This window comes from Stappia sp. P2PMeth1, assembly GCF_900185735.1.
Taxonomy (GTDB): Bacteria; Pseudomonadota; Alphaproteobacteria; order Rhizobiales; family Stappiaceae; genus Stappia.
The window spans coordinates 92387-109955 of sequence record NZ_FYAW01000021.1 but is presented as its reverse complement, the minus strand read 5'-3'; the positions used below and the strand labels follow the sequence as shown (position 1 = coordinate 109955).

Sequence of the window (17569 nt, the reverse complement as noted above, 5' to 3'; positions counted from 1 at the left end):
CGCGCCTGCAAGGCGCGGGCTCTTGTCTTCCGGCCTGCCCCGTGCCCTCGGGTGCGGGCCTTTTGTCTTCCGAGCTCAGGAGATGACGATGGTCCAGACCGCCATTCCCTTCCACTTCTTCCGCGGCGGCACGTCGCGCGGCCCGTATTTCCGGCGCGAGGATCTGCCCGAGGACCGCGAGACGCTTGCCCGCGTGCTGGTCGCCGCCATCGGGTCGGGTCACAAGCTGAACATCGACGGCATCGGCGGCGGCGCGGCGGTGACGACCAAGGTCGCCATGCTGTCGCGCTCGGAGGCGGAGGGCTGCGACATCGACTATTTCTTCGCCCAGGTCAGCGTCGAGGACGGGCTGGTCGACTTCAAGCCCACCTGCGGCAACATCCTGTCGGGCGTCGGCCCGGCCGCGCTGGAGATGGGGCTGATCGCGCCGCAGGGCGATGTCACCCGTATCCGCATCCGCTCGGTCAACACCGGCGCCAAGGTCGAGGCGGTGGTGCGCACGCCGGGCGGCGAGGTCGAGTATGACGGCGATGCCGCCATCGACGGGGTGCCGGGCACGGCGGCGCCGATCTTCCTCAACTTCATGGATGTGGTCGGATCGAGCACGGGGGCGCTGCTGCCGACCGGCGCGCTGCGCGACGTGATCGACGGGATCGAGGTCACCTGCATGGACGTGGCGATGCCGATCTGCATCGCCCGCGCCGCCGATTTCGGCCTGACCGGCTATGAGACGATCGAGGAACTCGACGCCAACCGCGACTTCTACGCCCGCATGGAGCCGATCCGGCTCGAGGCCGGGCGGCGCATGGGGATGGGCGATGTGTCCAAGTCCGTCACCCCGAAATTCGCCATGCTGGCGCCGCCGCGCAATGGCGGCACGGTCACCGCGCGCTACTTCATGCCGTGGAACTGCCACCCGACGATGGCGGTGACCGGCGCGCAGTGCCTCGCCTCCTGCGTGCTGACGCCCGGAACCGTTGCCGAGGGGCTGTTCACCCCGCCCGAGGGCAGCCCGGCGCTGGTGCTGATCGAGCATCCCGGCGGGGCGATCGACGTGACGGTCGACTACGAGACGGGGCCGGACGGCTTCGTCCTGAAGTCGGCGGGCCTGCTGCGCACCGCCCGCCTGCTGGCGCGGGGCGAGGTGATGGTGCCGGCCGGGGTCTGGGCCGGCCGATGAGGGTCCATATCCTCGACGACTGGTCGGACACGCTGCGCGGCCTGCCGTGCTTTGCGCGGCTGGCCGGCCACGACGTAACCGTGTGGACCGATCATGTCGAGGGCGCGGCTCTGGCAGAGCGGCTGCAGGCGGCGGAGGCCCTTTGCCTGTTCCGCGAGCGCACGCGCATCACCGCCGATCTGCTGGCGGCGCTGCCGCATCTGCGGCTGATCTCGGGGCGGGGCGCCTGGCCGCATGTCGATGTGGCGGCCTGTACGGCCCGCGGCGTCGCCTTCGCCTCGAGGAAGCCCGCCGAGGCGCCGAACCACGCGGCGGCCGAGCTGACCTTCGCGCTGACCCTTGCCGCCCTGCGCGATCTGCCGGGGCAGATGGCGAGCGCCAAGGCCGGCCACTGGCAGGCCGGCGTCGGCCGCACCCTGCGGGGCAAGACCATCGGCATCTATGGTCATGGCCGGATCGGGCGTCTCATCGCCGGCTATGCGGCGGCGTTCGGGGCGAGGGTGATCTGGTGGGGGTCGGAGGCCGGGCGCCTGCGGGCGGCGGGCGAGGGCGGCGAGGTGGCGGCAAGCCGCGCGGCCTTCTTCACCGAGGCCGATATCGTGACGCTGCATCTGCGCCTGACACCGGCAACGCAAGGCATCGTCACCGCCGAGGATCTCGCCCTGATGCGGCCCCGCTCGGTGCTGGTCAACACCTCCCGCGCCGGACTGATCGCGCCCGGCGCCCTGCTGGCGGCGCTGGAGGCGGGGCGGCCCGGCCTTGCCGCGCTCGATGTCTTCGACAAGGAGCCGCTCACGGATGCGGCCGATCCGCTGCTGTCGCATCCGCGGGTGATCGCGACGCCGCATATCGGCTTCGTCACCGAGGAGGAGTTCGACCTGCAATTCGCCGACGTCTTCGACCAGGTGGCCGCCTTTGCCGCCGGCAAGCCGATCCATCTGGTCAATCCGGAGGTGGCTTGACCTTCAGCAGGCGCGCCGCCAGTGGCGCGCCGAGGATGACGACGACGATCCGCGTCAGGTGATGCAGGATGACGAAGCCGAGATCGGCACCGGCGACCAGTGCCAGCACCGTCATCTCCGCCTGGCCGCCGGGCGCGAAGGCGAGGAAGCCCTCGACCGGCTGGGCAAGGCCCGACAGGGTGACGATCTCGGTGAAGATCGCCGCGAGGGCGGCCAGCAGCAGGACGAAGGCCAGCCCCGACAGGATGAAGCTGCGCAGCTCCCTGAGGGTCACCCCGACATATTGAACGCCGATGCCGATGCCGATGAAGAACTGCGAGGCGAGGATCGCCTCGGCGGGCGGCCGGGTGTGGATCAGGTCGCCGAGCGAGAGGGCGGCCGTCAGGATCATCGGACCGAGGATCGAGGCGCCGAACAGGCCGATCCGCTCTCCCCCCTTCCAGCCGATCAGGGCGGCGGCGGCCATCAGCAGAAGTTCGCCGCCGGGCAGGTCGCGGATCGGCGCGCCGACGGCGCCGGTCAGGCTGGCGCCATAGAGGCCGGTCAGGATCAGCGGGGCGAGCGTCACGATCACCAGCACCCGCGTCGCATGGATCAGCGCCAGCGCCCGCACATCCGCGCCCGCCTGCTGGCCGAAGATCACCATGTCCTGCAGGCCGCCGGGCATGGCCGCATACCAGGACGTCACCGGATCGTAGCCGAGCCGGCGAAAGAACGGCACGCCGACGATGCCGATCATGACGACATAGACCGGCACCAGGGCGACGCTGCCCGCCATCTGCGGGATGCGGGCGACCACCTCTGGCGTGATCGATGCGCCGACGGCGACGCCCAGCACCGTCCGCGCGAGGATGGAGACCGTGCCCATCCCCTTCAGCGGCGCGCGGGCGAGCGCCGCGAGCAGGCAGGCCGTCATCGGTCCGAACAGGAAGGGGAGAGGCAGGCCGAGCAGCATGAACACCGCCACGCCGAGGCCGGCGATGGCGAGCGTCATCAGTCTTTTTGTTAAGTAGGCCGGCACGGCCAATCTCCTTGCATGATTTCGTATCCGACTGTATACGTCCGGATACAATTTAGCGCAAGAGAGATTGCCGATGGCCGAAGACAGCGAAATTCCGCAAGGGCAGGTCGCCTATCGCCGCCTGCTGGAGGACATCCGCTCCGGCACGCTGGCGCCGGGGGCGCGCCTGCGCGAAACTGATCTTGCCGAGCGTCTCGGCATCAGCCGCACCCCGGTGCGCGAGGCGATCCGCCAGTTGGAGGCCGACGGCCTGGTGATCCACCTGGCCCGGCAGGGGGCGACGATCCGGACCCTCGATCATGCCGAGGTGGTGGAGCTGTACGAGATGCGCGCGGTGCTGGAGGGGACGGCCGCGCGTCTTGCCGCGCGCGCCGCCTCCGACATGGAGCTGGCGGAACTTTCCGCCCTCAACAGCGAGCTTGCAGCCGCGCCCGCCGGCCCGCAGGCGCGCGAATTGAACCGGCAGTTTCACCGGACGCTGCTCGATGCCGCGCGCAACCGCTTCCTGCTGAAGTCGATGAGCGCGCTGCAGAAAACCCTGCTGATCCTTGGCCCGTCGACCCTCGTCGAGTCGGACCGCGTGGCCTCCGCCGTCGCCGAACATGCCGCCGTTCTGACCGCGCTGGAGGACCGCGACGGCGTCGCCGCCGAGGCGGCGATGCGCGGCCACGTGGAGGCCGCGCTGCTGGCCCGCATCCGCGGAATGCGCGGCCGGGAAATCCCGCTGGAGGACGAGGTATGAAGGACTGGCCGAAAACGTTCGATCTTGCCGTCGTCGGCGGCGGCAATGCCGCCCTTTGCGCCGCGATCACCGCGGCCGAGGCCGGTTGCACCGTCCTGATCCTGGAGGGCGCGCCGCAGCCCTATCGCGGCGGCAATTCGCGTCACACCCGCAATTTCCGCTGCATGCACCGCCAGCCGGTGTTTCCGCTGACCGGCGCTTATGAGGAGGAGGAGTATCTCCACGACCTGATGCTGGTGACCAAGGGCAAGACGGATGAGGGGCTGGCGCGTCTCGCCATCCGCTCCTCGGAGGAGTGTCTGCCCTGGATGCAGCAGCACGGCGTGCGGTTCCAGCCCTCGCTCTCGGGCACCTTGTCGCTGTCGCGCACCAATGCCTTCTTCCTGGGCGGCGGCAAGGCGCTGGTCAACGCCTATTACAACACCGCCGCCGATCTCGGCGTGACGGTCGCCTATGACGCGCAGGTGACGCATGTGCACCTGGACGGGGACCAGATCACCCATCTGCATGCCGACATCGCCGGCGCTCCGGTCACCGTCACGGCGCGGGCCTTCGTGCTGGCCTCCGGCGGCTTCCAGGCCGATCTCGACTGGCTGGCCCGCGCCTGGGGTCCGGCCGCCCGCAACTTCCTGATCCGCGGCACGCCCTACAATCGCGGCGTGGTGCTGCGCGACATGCTGGACCAGGGTGCCGAGTCGGTGGGCGATCCGACGCAGTGCCATGCGGTCGCCATCGACGGGCGCGCGCCGAAATTCGACGGCGGCATCGTCACCCGGCTGGACTGCGTGCCGTTCTCGATCGTCGTCAACCGGGACGGCGACCGCTTCCACGACGAGGGCGAGGATGTCTGGCCGAAGCGCTATGCGATCTGGGGCCGCCTGGTCGCCGCCCAGCCCGACCAGGTCGGCTATGCGCTGATCGACGCGAAGTCGATCGACCTGTTCATGCCCTCGGTGTTTCCGCCGGTGAAGGCGGACACGATCGAGGAACTGGCCGCCAAGCTGGGGCTGGATCCGGCGCCCGTCCGCCGCACGGTCGACGGTTTCAACGCCGCCTGCCGTCCCGGCCCCTTCCATCCGACCGAACTGGACGGACTCAGCACGGAAGGGCTGGCGGTGGCGAAGACCAACTGGGCGCGGCCGCTCGATACCCCGCCCTTCTACGGCTACGAGCTGCGCCCCGGCGTGACCTTCACCTATCTCGGGCTGAAGGTCGATGACCGCGCGCAGGTGCATAGCGAGGCCGGCCCGATCCGCAACCTGTGGGCGGCGGGGGAGATCATGGCCGGGTCGATCCTCGGCCAGGGCTATCTCGCCGGCTTCGGCATGACCATCGGCACTGTTTTCGGACGTATCGCGGGCAAGGAGGCCGCCGCCCATGTCGCTTGACACTTCGCTCGGCAGCTTCGAGGAGGCGCGCCGCCAGATCGAGATCTGCAACGCCTGCCGCTATTGCGAGGGCTTCTGTTCGGTCTTTCCGGCGATGACCCGCCAGAAGGCCTTTGCCGACGGCGACCTGACGCAACTCGCCAACCTGTGCCACAACTGCCGCGGCTGCTATTACGCCTGCCAGTACACCGCCCCGCACGAATTCGCCCTGAACATCCCGGCGGCGCTCGGCGAGGTGCGGGCGGAAAGCTGGGAGCGGCTTGCCCGCCCGCAAGCGCTTGCCCGGCTGTTCCAGAGCCACGGGGTGGCGATGGCCGGCCTGCTGGCCGTGGCGCTGGCCGGTTTCTTCTGGGCGCTCGCCGCCCTGAAGCCGGAGAGCGGCGCCGGCTTCTATGCCCATCTGGCGCATAACACCATGGTCGCCATCTTCGTGCCGGCGTTTCTCGCGCCGCTCGGCCTCATCGCCCTGTCGATCCGCGACTACTGGCGCGAGACCGGCGGCGGCCGCGTCCGGCTGATCCATGTGCTGCGCGCGCTCGACAGCGCCGCGCGGATGAAGAACCTCTCCGGCGGCCATGGCGAGGGCTGCAATTTCGAGCAGGGCGACCGCTTCAGCGACCGCCGCCGGGTGTTCCACCAGTTGATGATGTACGGCTTCCTGCTGTGTTTCGCCGCGACCGCCAGCGGCACGGTGATGCATTACGCCTTCGGCTGGGAGGCGCCCTATCCGCTGTTCTCCCTGCCCAAGCTGTTCGGCGTGCCGGGCGGGTTGATGATGGTGGCGGGGGCGGCCGGGCTGGTCTGGCTGAAGCTGCGGGCCGAGCGCACGCTCGGCGCTGCCCGGGTGTGGGGCGGCGAGATGGCCTTCATCCTGCTGCTCGGGGCCGTCGCCCTCACCGGTCTTGCGCTTTACGCGGCCACAGGTACCGGGCTGACCGGCCCGCTGCTGGCGATCCATCTCGCCTGCGTCATGGTGCTGTTCCTGCTGATGCCGTTTTCCAAGATGGTGCACGGCTTCTTCCGCCTTGCGGCGCTGACGGTGGAGGCGGGCAAGCCGGCGCCCGCCGGCGGCGGCGAATGATCCGCATGCCCAAGATGCGGTCGTCTCAGGTGCGAATGTCTCAGGCGCGAATGTCTCAGGCGCGGTCGGCGGCGGCCTTGCCGCGCGTCCAGTAGGCGATCGCCATCTGCTCGCCCTTGCCGAGGCCGAACTGCTGCCGGAACAGGCCGCGCAGCCGCTGGGCGGTGTCGCGCTCGCCGGCGAACCAGGCGAAGGCCGGGGGCGCTGCCGCCGTCAACTCGCGGGCCAGCGCCTCCGCCTCCGCGTCGAAGCGGCCCGCGGCGAGCCCATGCACCGTCAGCCCGAGCGCTGCCACCGCCGCCTCGTCGAGATAGGAGCGCGCCAGCGCGTCATCGCCGAGGCCAAGGATGACATGGCCGCCCGGCGCCGCCACCTCGGGCGCTGCCGGCGTGTCGGCGCGGGCCTCGATCATCCGGGCGATGGCCGGGGCCGCCGTGGCATCGCCGAGCAGCAGCAGGCCCGTCCGGCAGGCTCCCCCGGACGAAACCTCAGACGTTGCGGGAGCGGACAGCGGCAGGTCCTGGCCGCCGGAGGGGCCGAGCAGCCCGATCACCGCGCCGAGGGGCGCCGTTTCCGCCCAGTCGGCGAAGCTACCGCCTGAATGGCGCACCACGTCGATGTCGACCTCGCCGGCCTCGGGCCGCAGGGTGCGGATCGTGTAATAGCGCAGGGTCAGCGCGGCATCGCCTTCGGGGAGCACCAGCGCGCCGTTGGCGGCCAGCCGCGGCCACTGAGGCGTTTCGCTGCGAGGCGTCTTGCTGCCCTGCGGCGGCAGCAGCAGCTTCACATGGATGCCGTCCGATCCCAGGCGCGGCATGTCCTCGACGGTGAAGGTCATCCGCCACAGGCCGGGCAGGATCTCGCGCCGCCCCGCCAGCGTCATGCGGTGGAAGAAGGCCGGCAGCGCCTCCTGCGGCCGGTCGGCATCGTCGGACCAGCGCAGGCGGAGCGCTTCGCCCGGCGCCACCTCGTCGAGGCGTTCGATCACCAGTTGCTTCAGCCGGTGCAGGGCGACCTCGGCGCGCGCCTGCGCCGTGAAGGCAAGGGCCTCGCCCTCGGCCGCGATGCCGATGGCGCCGACCTCGAAGCGGAACAGCACCCGGTCGGTGGAGTGCGAGGCCGGCGCAAGGCCGCGTGCCGAGACGTCGCTCACCAGCGCCTCCAGCATCGCCTCGGGCTCGGGCACGGTCAGGCTGGCGGTGGCGTGGAACCTCATCGGCTGGCCTTCGGCGACTGGAGGGGGAGGGGTCGGGCGGGGCGGCGCAGCAAGGCGGCGGTGACCAGCACGGCAAGGCCCGACAGGGCGCTCGCCAGCAAGAACAGCGTGTCGTAGCCGAAGCGATCGGCGAGCACGCCGGACAGGCTGGAGCCGATCAGATAGACGACGAGCTGGGCGCAGGCGAGCAGGGTGAAATCCGTGCCCGGCTGGTCGCTGGAGGCCACGGCCATGAACAGCGAATAGAGCACGACGATTTCCATGTAGCGGATGAAGGTCTGGAAGGCGGCGGCGGACATCACCGCCTCGATCTGCGGCACCAGGCCGAGCGCATGGGCGGCGAACAGCAGGAAGCACAGGGTGCGCAGGCCTCCCAGCGTGATCAGCGCCCGCTCGGTGCCCTGCCAGCGGATCAGGCCGACGGCGACCACCGAGCCGATCAGCCCGGCGCTCGCCGCCGAGGCGCCGGACAGATAGCCGATCCAGGACAGCGGCAGGCCGGCATCGACCAGATACGGTCCCTCCATCGCCTTGACCAGGCCCTCGCTGGCGCGGAACACCAGCGCGACGACGAGGATGCGCACCGCCTCGGGCCGGGCGAAGAAGGCCTTCAGCGAGGGCCGGTGCGCGGGCTGGGCGGCATCGGCGCCGCCGTCCGTCTCCGTCTCGCGCATCAGCGGCGTGACAGCGAGCGGCAGCAGGCTGAGGCCGGCGACGAAGAGCAGCGTGCCGGTCCAGCCGATCTGTTCGTAGAGGATCAGCGACAGGGTGCCGCCGATGACGACGCCGAAGGCGACGGCGCCGCCCTGGCAGGCATTGCCGATGCCCCGGTCCTGCGGCCTGAGGCTGCGGGTGGCATAGCCGTCGGTGGCGATGTCCTGGGTCGACATGGCGACGGCGATCATCAGGCAGAGCACGAACAGCCCCATCACCTGGGTCGGTTCGACGAAGGCCATGGCGGCGATGCCGGCGGCGGTGACGAGCTGCATCGGCACGATCCAGCCGCGCCGGTGGCCGATCGGCAGCAGCCGCAGCCGGTCGACGAAGGGGGCCCAGGCGAACTTGACCACCAGCGGCAGCATCAGCAGCGAGAAGAAGCCGATGGCGCTGCGCGAAACGCCCTGCTCGCGCAGCATCGGCGGCAGGGCGGCGGCGATCAGATAGGTGGGGATGCCCTGCGCCAGATAGAGGCCGGCCAGGGTGACGAACAGCGGCAGCCGCGCGGGATGCGCGGCCCGTTCGTCCGGCTCCGCGGGACGATCCGGCGCCTGGCCGGGCGAGGGGGCTGTGGCGTCCATGGCAAACTCCGCCCTGGGTGGCCGCGACGCCGGGGCGCCGCGGCCGGTCCTGGTTCAGAAGGTGACCCGGTAGGACAGGGCGATGGTGCGGCCAAGGCCGGGGACCTCGCCGCCGCGCGTGGCGCTGGCCGTCGGGTTGACATAATAGGTGTCGAAGACGTTGCGCACCGCGAGCGCCAGGTTGCCGGCATTGCCGAAATCCTTGGCGAGTTGCAGGTGCAAGAGGGTCGCCCCGTCCAGCCGCTCGCCCGGCACCTTGTCGCGCCCGGACAGGAACTCGACCTCGGCGCGGGTGGTGATGTCATGCGCGAAGCGCATCTCGCCGTAGAGATTGGCCTTGATCGTGTTGGGGATGCGGTTGTTGGGCAGGTGCTCGTTGCTGCTCAGCGTGCCGTCGCCATTGGCGTCGTAGAGGCCTTCCTGATAGGAGAACAGGCCGCCGAGGGTGAAGCGGTCGGTGACGTCGACCGCGCCCGAGACTTCCACGCCCCAGATCCGCTCCTTCTGCTGCGACACCCGGTTGGAGGCGACGTCGTAGCTGACGCCGTTGTCCGAGGTGGAGATATAGGCGCTGGCGGTTGCCCGCACCCGGCCCCAGTCGCCGCGCAGGCCCGCCTCATAGGTGTTCACGAGCTGCGGTTCCGGCGCGATGTCGGAATAGTTGATGGCATAGGTCGGCGTGCCGGAGCAGCCGAAGGCAGCGGCGAGGGCGCCGTAGGCGGCGCAGATCTCGGCGCGGCTGTTGACGCCGGCGCGGCGGGTGAAGCCGCCGATGTCGGTCAGCGAATAGCCTTGCGAGAAGTTGCCGAAGGCCTGGAGGTTGCGGGTCAGGTCGAACACGCCGCCGCCATTGAATGTCGGCGAGTTGTAGGTGAAGCTGCCGCCCGTCACGTTGACCGCCGGCCACAGCGTGCCGGGGAACTGGATCGCCGCCGGCCGGCGGAAGTCGTCGACCTTGAGGAAGAACTGGTCGAAGCGGGCGCCGCCCTGCAGGCGGAAGCGCTCGGTGATCGGCAGTTCGGCTTGGGCGAAGGCGCCGATCTGGTGCTGGGTCATCGGCGCGATGACGGTGGTGCCGTCGACCATCTCCTGGGTGGTGTGGTCATAGGTGTAGTCGAGGCCCCAGGTCAGGCTCAGCCCGTCGCGGATGGCGTCGAGCGAACTGTTGACCGTGGCGCTCACGCCGATCCGGTCGGAGCGCAGCACCGTCTGGTTCTGCGAGGTGACCGGATTGGTCGGGTCGCCGGAGTAATAGACGATGGAGTTGACGCTCGACAGCCGGGCGAAGGGCGCCTGCTTCTCGATGCCGTTGTAATAGGCCTTCAGCTCGAGGGCGCCGAGCAGGAAGTCGCTTTCGGTGAAGCGGGCGGTGACATAGCGCGAATCTTCCTTCAGCGGATCGCCGACATAGGGATCGTTGAAGTCCGGCGACACCGGCGTCGTGGCGTAAGTGGTGAACCACTTCGGCTTCTGCTCGAGATAGGTCCAGTCGAAGCTCATTTCGAAGCGGCGGGTGTCGACCTCGTAGCCGAGGGCGGCGAAGAGGTTGCCCTGCTTGGTGCGGTCGCCGCCGCCCTGGCCGAGCATGGCGTCGGAGGCCATCTCGTTGCCGCGCCCGTCGAAGGTCTTGCGGGTCATGTCGCCGGAGGCGGAGAAGAAGTAGTCGAAGTTCTTCAGCCGGCCCTCGACGCTGGCGCTGACGCTCGGCGCGATCGAGGCGCCGAGGTCCTTGGTGTAGGTGCTGGCCTCGGTGCGCAGCGTCACCTTCGGCGTTTCCGAACTGCCGCGCTTGGTGATGAAGTTGATGGTGCCGCCGGTGGCGCCGGCGCCGTAGAGGCTGGAGGCGCCGTTGACCACCTCGATGCGCTCCACCGTCTCCAGGTCGATCATCGACAGGATGCGGGAATTGTCGCGCAGCGGCGTGTTGCGCGGCACGCCGTCGACCATGATCAGCACGCTGCGGCCGCGGAACGTCTCGGAGGCGCCGGACAGGGTCTGGTTGGACGGGGCGAAGCCGGGCACCAGGCGGGCGATGATGTCGGCCGGGTCGGTGGAGCCGAAGCGGACCGCCTCGATCTGCTCGCGGTCGATGACGATGACCGACTGGGCCAGCGTGCCAACCTCGGCCGGCGCGCGGCCGGCAGTGACGACGATCCGGTCGAGCAGCGTCGCGCGCTCTTCCGCCGCCTCGTCCTGAGCCTGGGCCGGCAAGGCCGCAAGGCCCGCCGTAACGGTGATCAAAAAGGGTGTAATGCGCATGGAGGACGCCCCGATCCTTGCATGATTTCAGGAGGATGTGGTGGCTGGACCGGGAGGGTCGCTGGCTTCCGAATGGCCGCGACTGGATCATACATGAGTCTAATTCTCAAGTTTTATTGCGGGAATTGACAGATCCGAAAGCGCAGTGTTGCGAAGATGAAACAGCCCTGTGGATGACGCTCCGCCGGCGGGGAGGCGCTCCGTCTGGCGATCAGGCGCGAGGCGCCGGCCGGCCGCGCCTTGCGGCGAGCGCGCCTGCCGCAAGGGCAAGGGCGAGGGCCGCCAGCGTCGCGGTCAGCACGGCGAAGGCGAGGGGGAAGCCGATGTCGCCGAGGATGCCGGCCACCACCGCTCCGGCGGCAAGGCCGGCGAATTGCAGGCTGGCGATCCAGGTTGCCGCCTGCGCCCGGCTTCCGCGTCCGGCCGGCTGGTCCGCTCCCGGCTCCGGTTCTGGCGCGGCAGCGCCAGCGGCGAGGAGGGCGCGCGCGGTGTTCGCCCCCAGCGCCAGCACCGCGCCGGCGGAGACGAGGGCGATGGCAAGGGCGATTGCCGGCAGGGCGTCGGCGCGGCCGAGGGCGGCAAGGCCGAGCCCGGCCGCCACCGTTCCGGCAAGCAGGGCGCCGGTGAGCCGCTCCCCGGCCAGCCGCCGCAGCATCAGTTGCATGACGATGCCGACGGCGACGGCCAGCATCAGGCAGAGGCCGGCGGCGCCGGCCGCCGCATCCGGCGCCAGCGCCAGCCGGTCGCGGATCAGCGGCGCCAGCAGCACCGAAGCGGCTCCCAGCGCCAGTTGCAGGGTGAAGGCGGTGGCGAGCGGCGCGAGCGGCAGGGGCATGCGCTTGCGCGCGCCTGCGATTCCCCGTCCGGTTGCGCGTCCCGTCTCGCCGGCGACGGCCTGAGGATCGGCGGCGCTGCGGCCGGGGCCGGTCCCGTTTGCGGCGGCGTGGCGCAAGCTGCCGATCAGCGCGGCGACATAGACGGGCAGCGGCAGCGCCAGCGGCAGGGCCGGGCCGAGCAGCAGCAGCGGCGCGACCAGCCCGTTGCCGGCCAGCCGTCCGAGGCCGGTGACCGCATTGGCGCGGCCGATGGCTGTCAGCGTTGCCGCCGCCGCGCGCTGGGCTCCCATCGCCTGGGCCAGCGGCAGGGCGGCGGGCGCCGTCAGGCTGTAGACCAGCCGCGCCAGGATCAGCAGGGCGAGGCCGGCGGCGACCGGCAGCATCCCCGCCGCCGTCGCCCAGACGCTGGCGACCAGCAGGCCGACGCCGGTGCAGGCGCCGATCAGGCTGGCGCGCAGCGCAAGGTCGACGCCGCGCCGCCGGGCGAGCCCGCCCCATAGCGGCACGGCGATGGCGGCCAGCGCCAGGCCGGCGCCGACGAGAAGACCGAGCGGGGTCAGGCCGAGGCCGAAGATCTGTTGCAGCACCGGCACCATCGCCACCAGCGCGGCCTGGTGGAAGGCATTGGCCGCCAGCGCCAGCATCACATGGGCGGGCGCCCCCGCCTGTTCCTGTCGATCCATCGCCATCCGCCGCATCCGTCCCGCAGCGCAAGGGCGCGCCGGGGTATGGTCTGGCGGGCTAATACATGAGTAAAAAACTCAAGTAAACGCCGACGCCGCCTCCCGCGCAGGCGCTGCCGTGGAAAGCGGGCGGCGCGGGAGAGGCATCGGTCTTCTGCGTGACTGATCCGGGCGTCGGGTCATTCCGCGGGCCGGGCGCGCCCTCAATCGAGGTGCCGCCATGGGCGAGCGCTTCTCCACCGGCGTTGAAGGTCTTGAAACAGTCGTGCCAGTCTCGTCACTCGGCGGAACCGCCAGGCGGGCTCATGGCCTCGCGCTGGGCGGCCCATGTCAGCAGCGCGTCAAGCGCCGGGCACAGGGCCTGGCCCCACTCCGTCAGGCAATATTCGACCTTCGGCGGCACCTGGTGGTGGACGATGCGGCGGACGATGCCGTCGCCTTCCATCTGGCGGAGCTGCTGGATCAGCATCTTCTGCGAGACGGCCGGGATCGCGCGCTCGAGATCTGAAAATCGCATGACGTTGCCGCCGAACAGGTGGAACAGGATGATCAGCTTCCAGCGGCCCTCGAGCAGCTTCAGCGCGTTCTCGACGCCTTCGGCCGCAGTTTCCCGCGTGTATTCCATGGGCTTACTTTCAGGTTCGTACCTTACTTTTTCGTCTGTTCTTGTCATTCAGTCAGGCTAGGGCAATCTGAGGGTCGAGACAATGCAAATCGGAGACCCTGCCATGTCCCTGTCCCTCTCCCTTTCCCTGCCGGCCCCCGTCGCCGCCTATTTCGCCGCCGACCAGGGAGACGGCGATGCCGTCGCCCGCTGCTTCGCCGAGGACGCGGTCGTCACGGACGAGCGCCGGACCCATGTCGGCCGGGAGGCCATCCGCCGATGGAAGACGGAGGCTTCCAGCAAGTTCAGCTACACGACCGAGCCTTTCGCGGTGGACGAGGAGGCGGGCGCCATCGTGGTCCGCGCCCATGTTGCGGGAAACTTCCCCGGCAGCCCGGTCGATCTGCGCTACGCCTTCGTGCTGAAGGGCGAGCAGATCGCGCAACTGGAGATCACCGCATGAGCTTCGATCTCGGCCTTGAAGGCAAGCGCGCGCTCGTGACGGGCGGGACCAAGGGCATCGGCGCGGCCGTGGTCGAACGGCTGCGCGATGCCGGCGCGCGCGTGGTGACGACGGCGCGCAGCCTCTCCGCCGATCCTGCGGACGGCGTCCATTTCGTCGCTGCCGATCTCACCACGGCGGAAGGGTGCGCCGCCGCCGTTGCCGGTGTTCTCGATCACCTCGGCGGCGTCGACATCCTCGTGCATGTGGTCGGCGGGTCGTCTGCGCCGGGCGGCGGGTTCGCCGCGCTGGACGATGCGCAATGGTATCTGGAGCTCGACTGGAACCTGATGCCGGCCGTGCGGCTCGATCGCGCGCTCGTGCCCGGGATGATCGCGCAGGGCTCCGGCGCGGTCGTGCACATCACCTCGATCCAGAACCGCTTGCCGCTTCCAGAGTCCACCACCGCCTATGCTGCCGCCAAGGCGGCCCTCTCCACCTACAGCAAAAGCCTGTCGAAGGAGGTGGCGCGCCACGGGGTGCGGGTGGTGCGGGTGTCGCCGGGCTGGGTGGAGACGGAGGCGGCGGTCGCCATGGCCGAGCGCCTGGCCGAGCAGGCCGGCACCGACTACGAAGGCGGCAAGCAGATCGTCATGGATGCGCTCGGCGGCATCCCGCTCGGCCGTCCGGCAAGGCCGGCGGAGATCGCCGACCTCGTGGCCTTCGTCGCCTCTCCGCGCGCAGGGGCGGTGACGGGAACGGAGTTCGTCATCGACGGCGGCACGGTGCCCACGGTCTAGCGGGGAGGGGCTGCCGCTCTGAGCTGCCTCGCCCAGCCGTCAGGCCGGGCGGTGGAGGGCGCAGAGCTTGTTGCCGTCCGGGTCGCGCACATAGCCGAGATGGAGCGTGCCCGAGGGGCCGGTGCGCGGGCCGGGCGCGCCTTCGATCGAGGTGCCGCCATGGGCAACGGCGACGTCGTGGAATTGCTGCACCTGTTCCGGCGAGTTGCACTTGAAGCCGATGGTGCCGCCATTGGCCGGCACCGCCTCCTGGCCGTCGAGCGGCTCGGTGACGCAGAAGGTGCTGCCGTCGTGGCGGTAGAACAGCCGCGTCTGGCCGGTGGCGTTCTGGTTGCGCGCCGGCTCGCCGGCGCCCAAGAGCCCCAGCACCGCGTCGTAGAAGCGCTTGGCGCGCTCGATGTCGTTGGTTCCCACCATCACATGGCTGAGCATGTCTTCCTCCCTCTATAGTCCACTCGCGACAGTCCACTCGCGACAGTCCATTCGCGATAGTCCACTTGCGAAAAACCGGCCGGGCACCGCTGGGCGGGCCGGCCGGCATTGGCAGTTCGGGTCAATGCTACAGAATGACCAGCAGCGTCCCGATGATCACGCCGGTGATGACCAGGTGGATCAGGCAGAAGCCCATGATGTCCTTGGCCTTCAGCCCGGCGATGCCGAGCATCGGCAGCGCCCAGAACGGCTGCAGCAGGTTGGTCCAGGCATCGCCCCAGGCGACCGCCATGACAACGCGGGCGACATCCGCGCCGAGCGCATCGGCTGCCGGCAGCATGACAGGGGCCTGCACCGCCCACTGGCCGCCGCCCGAGGGCACGAACAGGTTGACGATGCCGGCGCTGATGAAGGTCCAGAACGGCAGGGTGCCGGCGGTCGAGATCGAGACGAACCAGGCCGACATGCTCTGCGCCAGGCCCGACTGGGTCATGATCGCCATGATGCCGGCATAGAACGGGAACTGGATGACGATGCCGGCGCCGCCCTTCACCGCGTCCTGCAGCGCATCGAGCAGGTTGCGGGCGGTGCCGTGCAGCACGATGCCCAGCATCAGGAACAGGAAGTTGACGATGTTGAGGTTCAGCCCGGCGCCGCGCACGAAGAAGTAGTGGGCGAGGAAGACGAGGCCGGCAAGACCGACCACCCACATCAGCAGCCGGCTGTTTTCCAGATGCTCGGCCGGGCGGGTCGGCACGAAGGCCTCGCGCTCCTCCTCGCCGAGCTGTTCGCGGGTGACATAGACGCTTTCCTCCTCGCGCGGCACCATCAGCCGGTTCACCAGCGGGATGACGACGAAGAGAATGGCGACGATGATCAGGTTGAAGCTGGAAAAGATCGTCTCAACCGTGCTGATGACGCCGATCTGCGCCTCGGTGAAATGGCCCGCCGTGGCGATGGTCAGCGGGATCGAGCCGGCAAGGCCGCCATGCCAGACGACGAAGCCGGAATAGGCGGCGGCGATCAGCAGGCGGTAGTCGACGCGGATCTGGCGGGCGAGCTCGCGGGCGAACAGCGCGCCGACGACGAGGCCGAAGCCCCAGTTGACCCAGGACGCGACCAGCGAGACCAGCGACACCAGCACGATCGCCGAGCCGGGCGACTTGGCAAGACCGGCCAGGTTGGCCAGCAGCTTTTTCACCGGCGGCGAGGACGCGAGGATGTAGCCGGTGACGAGGATCAGCAGCATCTGCATCGAGAAGGCGAGAAGCCCCCAGAACCCGTCGCCCCACATCTGCACGACCGCCACCGGGCCGGCGCCCTCGAACAGCATGGCGGCGGCGGCGGCGATGATCGTCAGCAGCAGCACGAAGATGAAGGGGTCGGGCAGATAGCGATCCATCAGCACGACGGCGGGACGTGAAAGCGCACGCAACATGACAGCCTCCCTTTGGTTCGGGCCCGTTGGGCCGCGTCTTGCGGTGCCGCGGCTCTCTGAGCCGGGGCGTGGATGCCGGGTCTTGGGGCCCGGTTCCCGCGAGTGCGATTCTCGCGGGCCGCAAGGCGTGCCCAGATGGGGCGCGAGAACGCTGGGGGTGTCAAGTCTCGAGAAGGGTGACTTCAGGTTGTCGCAGCGGAAGATTCGGCCGCCGAAACGCAGGCGGCCGGCGGGGAGGGCTCCCGCCGGCCGGATGTTGTCGGCGTCCCCCGCGCGATCAGGGCAGGCGGCGCTCGTAGTCCTGCTTGAGCGCGGCGCAGGCGTCCCAGAACGGGGCGGGCTTGCGGTTCTCGACCAGCGCCACCAGCACGTCGAGATGGGCATGCCAGCCGGAGCTGACGCTGAGCAGCGAGCCACGATCGGGCAGGCGGGCATGGACGATGGTGAGCAGCGTGCCCTCGCCGCGCGGGGCGAGGGTGAAGGTCACGTTGCTCGCCGTGCCCCAGGTGATGGCGAGGCTGCGCGGCGGATCGGCCGAGATCACCCGGCAGGTCATGCGGTGTTCCTCGCTGGCGCCGTCGGGCCGCTTGCCGGGCGGGTCGGTGAGCTCGTCGTTGCGCCAGACGAACTCGAACTCGGCGCCGGGCACCAGGGTCATCTCGCCGGCGGCCAGCCACTTGCTTCGCAATTCGCTGTCGGTGAGCCAGGCCCAGACCCGCTCGGGCGGGGCGGGCAGCACGCGGCGGATCTCCAGCGTGTCGGGCGCGGTCAGCACACCATGGGCGTCGGGCTTTTCCATCAATGTCATGTCGTGTCTCCTTCCTTCGGTTTGGCAGTCGGTTTCCCGGCGTTTTCCTCGCGCAGCAGCGCGTCGAGCACGTCGAGGCGGTCGGTCCAGAAGCGTTCGTAGAAGCCGAGCCAGTCATGGGCGCCGGCCAGCGGCCCCGGCTCCAGCCGGCAGGTATGGGTGCGCCAGCGCACCTCGCGGCGGATCAGGCCGGCCTTTTCCAGCACCTTGACGTGCTTGGAGGCCGCCGCCAGCGACATGTCGAAGGGCTCGGCAAGCTGGCTGACGCTGCGCTCGCCCCCAGCGAGGGCGCGGAGCATCTGCCGGCGGGTGGCATCGCCGAGTGCGTGAAAGACGGCGTCGAGCCGGTGTGTTTCTTGTTCAACCATGAGGTTGAATT

17 protein-coding genes are annotated in these 17569 nt (G+C 69.9%); 7 read left to right on the top strand and 10 right to left on the bottom strand.

The window, feature by feature from the left end; all coding sequences use genetic code 11:
- Positions 1-88: 88 nt before the first annotated feature.
- Entirely contained in the window at positions 89-1180 is a 1092-nt protein-coding gene (locus P2PM1_RS14305) for a 4-oxalomesaconate tautomerase (protein ID WP_186389229.1), read from the top strand.
- The gene (locus P2PM1_RS14300) at positions 1177-2142 is read left to right on the top strand and encodes a D-2-hydroxyacid dehydrogenase family protein (protein ID WP_186399515.1); all 966 of its coding nucleotides are present in this window, start codon (positions 1177-1179) and stop codon (positions 2140-2142) included. Before P2PM1_RS14305 ends, P2PM1_RS14300 begins: the two co-directional genes overlap by 4 nt.
- On the opposite strand, the gene P2PM1_RS14295 is transcribed toward P2PM1_RS14300, so the two are convergent.
- Positions 2123-3136 carry an AbrB family transcriptional regulator gene (locus tag P2PM1_RS14295; RefSeq protein ID WP_186399514.1) on the bottom strand — a complete coding sequence of 338 codons (1014 nt, stop codon included), beginning with the start codon at positions 3134-3136 and terminating at the stop codon, positions 2123-2125. The genes P2PM1_RS14300 and P2PM1_RS14295 overlap by 20 nt on opposite strands.
- Positions 3137-3236: 100 nt before the next feature.
- Between P2PM1_RS14295 and P2PM1_RS14290 the strand changes: the two genes are divergently transcribed.
- Genes P2PM1_RS14290 through tcuB form a run of 3 tightly spaced genes read left to right on the top strand, consistent with a single transcriptional unit; the run spans position 3237 to position 6374 of the window.
- Complete coding sequence (locus P2PM1_RS14290; protein WP_186399513.1) at positions 3237-3905, top strand: GntR family transcriptional regulator; 669 nt, start codon at positions 3237-3239, stop codon at positions 3903-3905.
- Positions 3902-5293: an FAD-dependent tricarballylate dehydrogenase TcuA gene (gene tcuA / locus P2PM1_RS14285; protein ID WP_186399512.1), complete on the top strand. Its 1392-nt coding sequence runs from the start codon at positions 3902-3904 to the stop codon at positions 5291-5293. The genes P2PM1_RS14290 and tcuA overlap by 4 nt, the downstream gene beginning before the upstream one ends.
- Entirely contained in the window at positions 5283-6374 is a 1092-nt protein-coding gene (gene tcuB / locus P2PM1_RS14280; protein WP_186399511.1) for a tricarballylate utilization 4Fe-4S protein TcuB, read from the top strand. Before tcuA ends, tcuB begins: the two co-directional genes overlap by 11 nt.
- A gap of 55 nt (positions 6375-6429) precedes the next feature.
- On the opposite strand, the gene P2PM1_RS14275 is transcribed toward tcuB, so the two are convergent.
- The 5 genes from P2PM1_RS14275 to P2PM1_RS14255 form a co-directional block, all read right to left on the bottom strand.
- A complete protein-coding gene (locus P2PM1_RS14275) occupies positions 6430-7590 on the bottom strand; it encodes a siderophore-interacting protein (RefSeq protein ID WP_186399510.1) in 1161 nt (386 codons plus the stop codon).
- On the bottom strand, positions 7587-8888 hold the full coding sequence (locus P2PM1_RS14270; RefSeq protein ID WP_186399509.1) for a RhtX/FptX family siderophore transporter: 1302 nt from the start codon (positions 8886-8888) through the stop codon (positions 7587-7589). Before P2PM1_RS14270 ends, P2PM1_RS14275 begins: the two co-directional genes overlap by 4 nt.
- Positions 8889-8942: 54 nt before the next feature.
- Positions 8943-11147: a TonB-dependent receptor gene (locus tag P2PM1_RS14265; protein ID WP_186399508.1), complete on the bottom strand. Its 2205-nt coding sequence runs from the start codon at positions 11145-11147 to the stop codon at positions 8943-8945.
- 211 nt (positions 11148-11358) lie between these two features.
- Complete coding sequence (locus tag P2PM1_RS14260) at positions 11359-12672, bottom strand: MFS transporter (RefSeq protein ID WP_186399507.1); 1314 nt, start codon at positions 12670-12672, stop codon at positions 11359-11361.
- A gap of 271 nt (positions 12673-12943) precedes the next feature.
- Complete coding sequence (locus tag P2PM1_RS14255) at positions 12944-13339, bottom strand: helix-turn-helix domain-containing protein (RefSeq protein WP_186399506.1); 396 nt, start codon at positions 13337-13339, stop codon at positions 12944-12946.
- Between the two features lie 55 nt (positions 13340-13394).
- On the opposite strand from P2PM1_RS14255, the gene P2PM1_RS14250 reads away from it, so the two are divergent.
- On the top strand, positions 13395-13733 hold the full coding sequence (locus tag P2PM1_RS14250) for a nuclear transport factor 2 family protein (RefSeq protein WP_186399505.1): 339 nt from the start codon (positions 13395-13397) through the stop codon (positions 13731-13733).
- The gene (locus P2PM1_RS14245) at positions 13730-14512 is read left to right on the top strand and encodes an SDR family oxidoreductase (protein ID WP_186399504.1); all 783 of its coding nucleotides are present in this window, start codon (positions 13730-13732) and stop codon (positions 14510-14512) included. Before P2PM1_RS14250 ends, P2PM1_RS14245 begins: the two co-directional genes overlap by 4 nt.
- A gap of 39 nt (positions 14513-14551) precedes the next feature.
- Here the strand turns inward: P2PM1_RS14245 and P2PM1_RS14240 are convergent, their stop codons facing one another.
- From P2PM1_RS14240 to P2PM1_RS14225, 4 genes are all read right to left on the bottom strand, one after another.
- Positions 14552-14944: a VOC family protein gene (locus P2PM1_RS14240; protein WP_186399503.1), complete on the bottom strand. Its 393-nt coding sequence runs from the start codon at positions 14942-14944 to the stop codon at positions 14552-14554.
- Positions 14945-15071: 127 nt separating this feature from the next.
- Complete coding sequence (locus P2PM1_RS14235; protein ID WP_186399502.1) at positions 15072-16382, bottom strand: short-chain fatty acid transporter; 1311 nt, start codon at positions 16380-16382, stop codon at positions 15072-15074.
- Between the two features lie 277 nt (positions 16383-16659).
- A complete protein-coding gene (locus tag P2PM1_RS14230; protein WP_186399501.1) occupies positions 16660-17190 on the bottom strand; it encodes an SRPBCC family protein in 531 nt (176 codons plus the stop codon).
- Positions 17187-17558: a helix-turn-helix transcriptional regulator gene (locus tag P2PM1_RS14225; RefSeq protein WP_186399500.1), complete on the bottom strand. Its 372-nt coding sequence runs from the start codon at positions 17556-17558 to the stop codon at positions 17187-17189. Before P2PM1_RS14225 ends, P2PM1_RS14230 begins: the two co-directional genes overlap by 4 nt.
- Between the last annotated feature and the right edge of the window lie 11 nt (positions 17559-17569).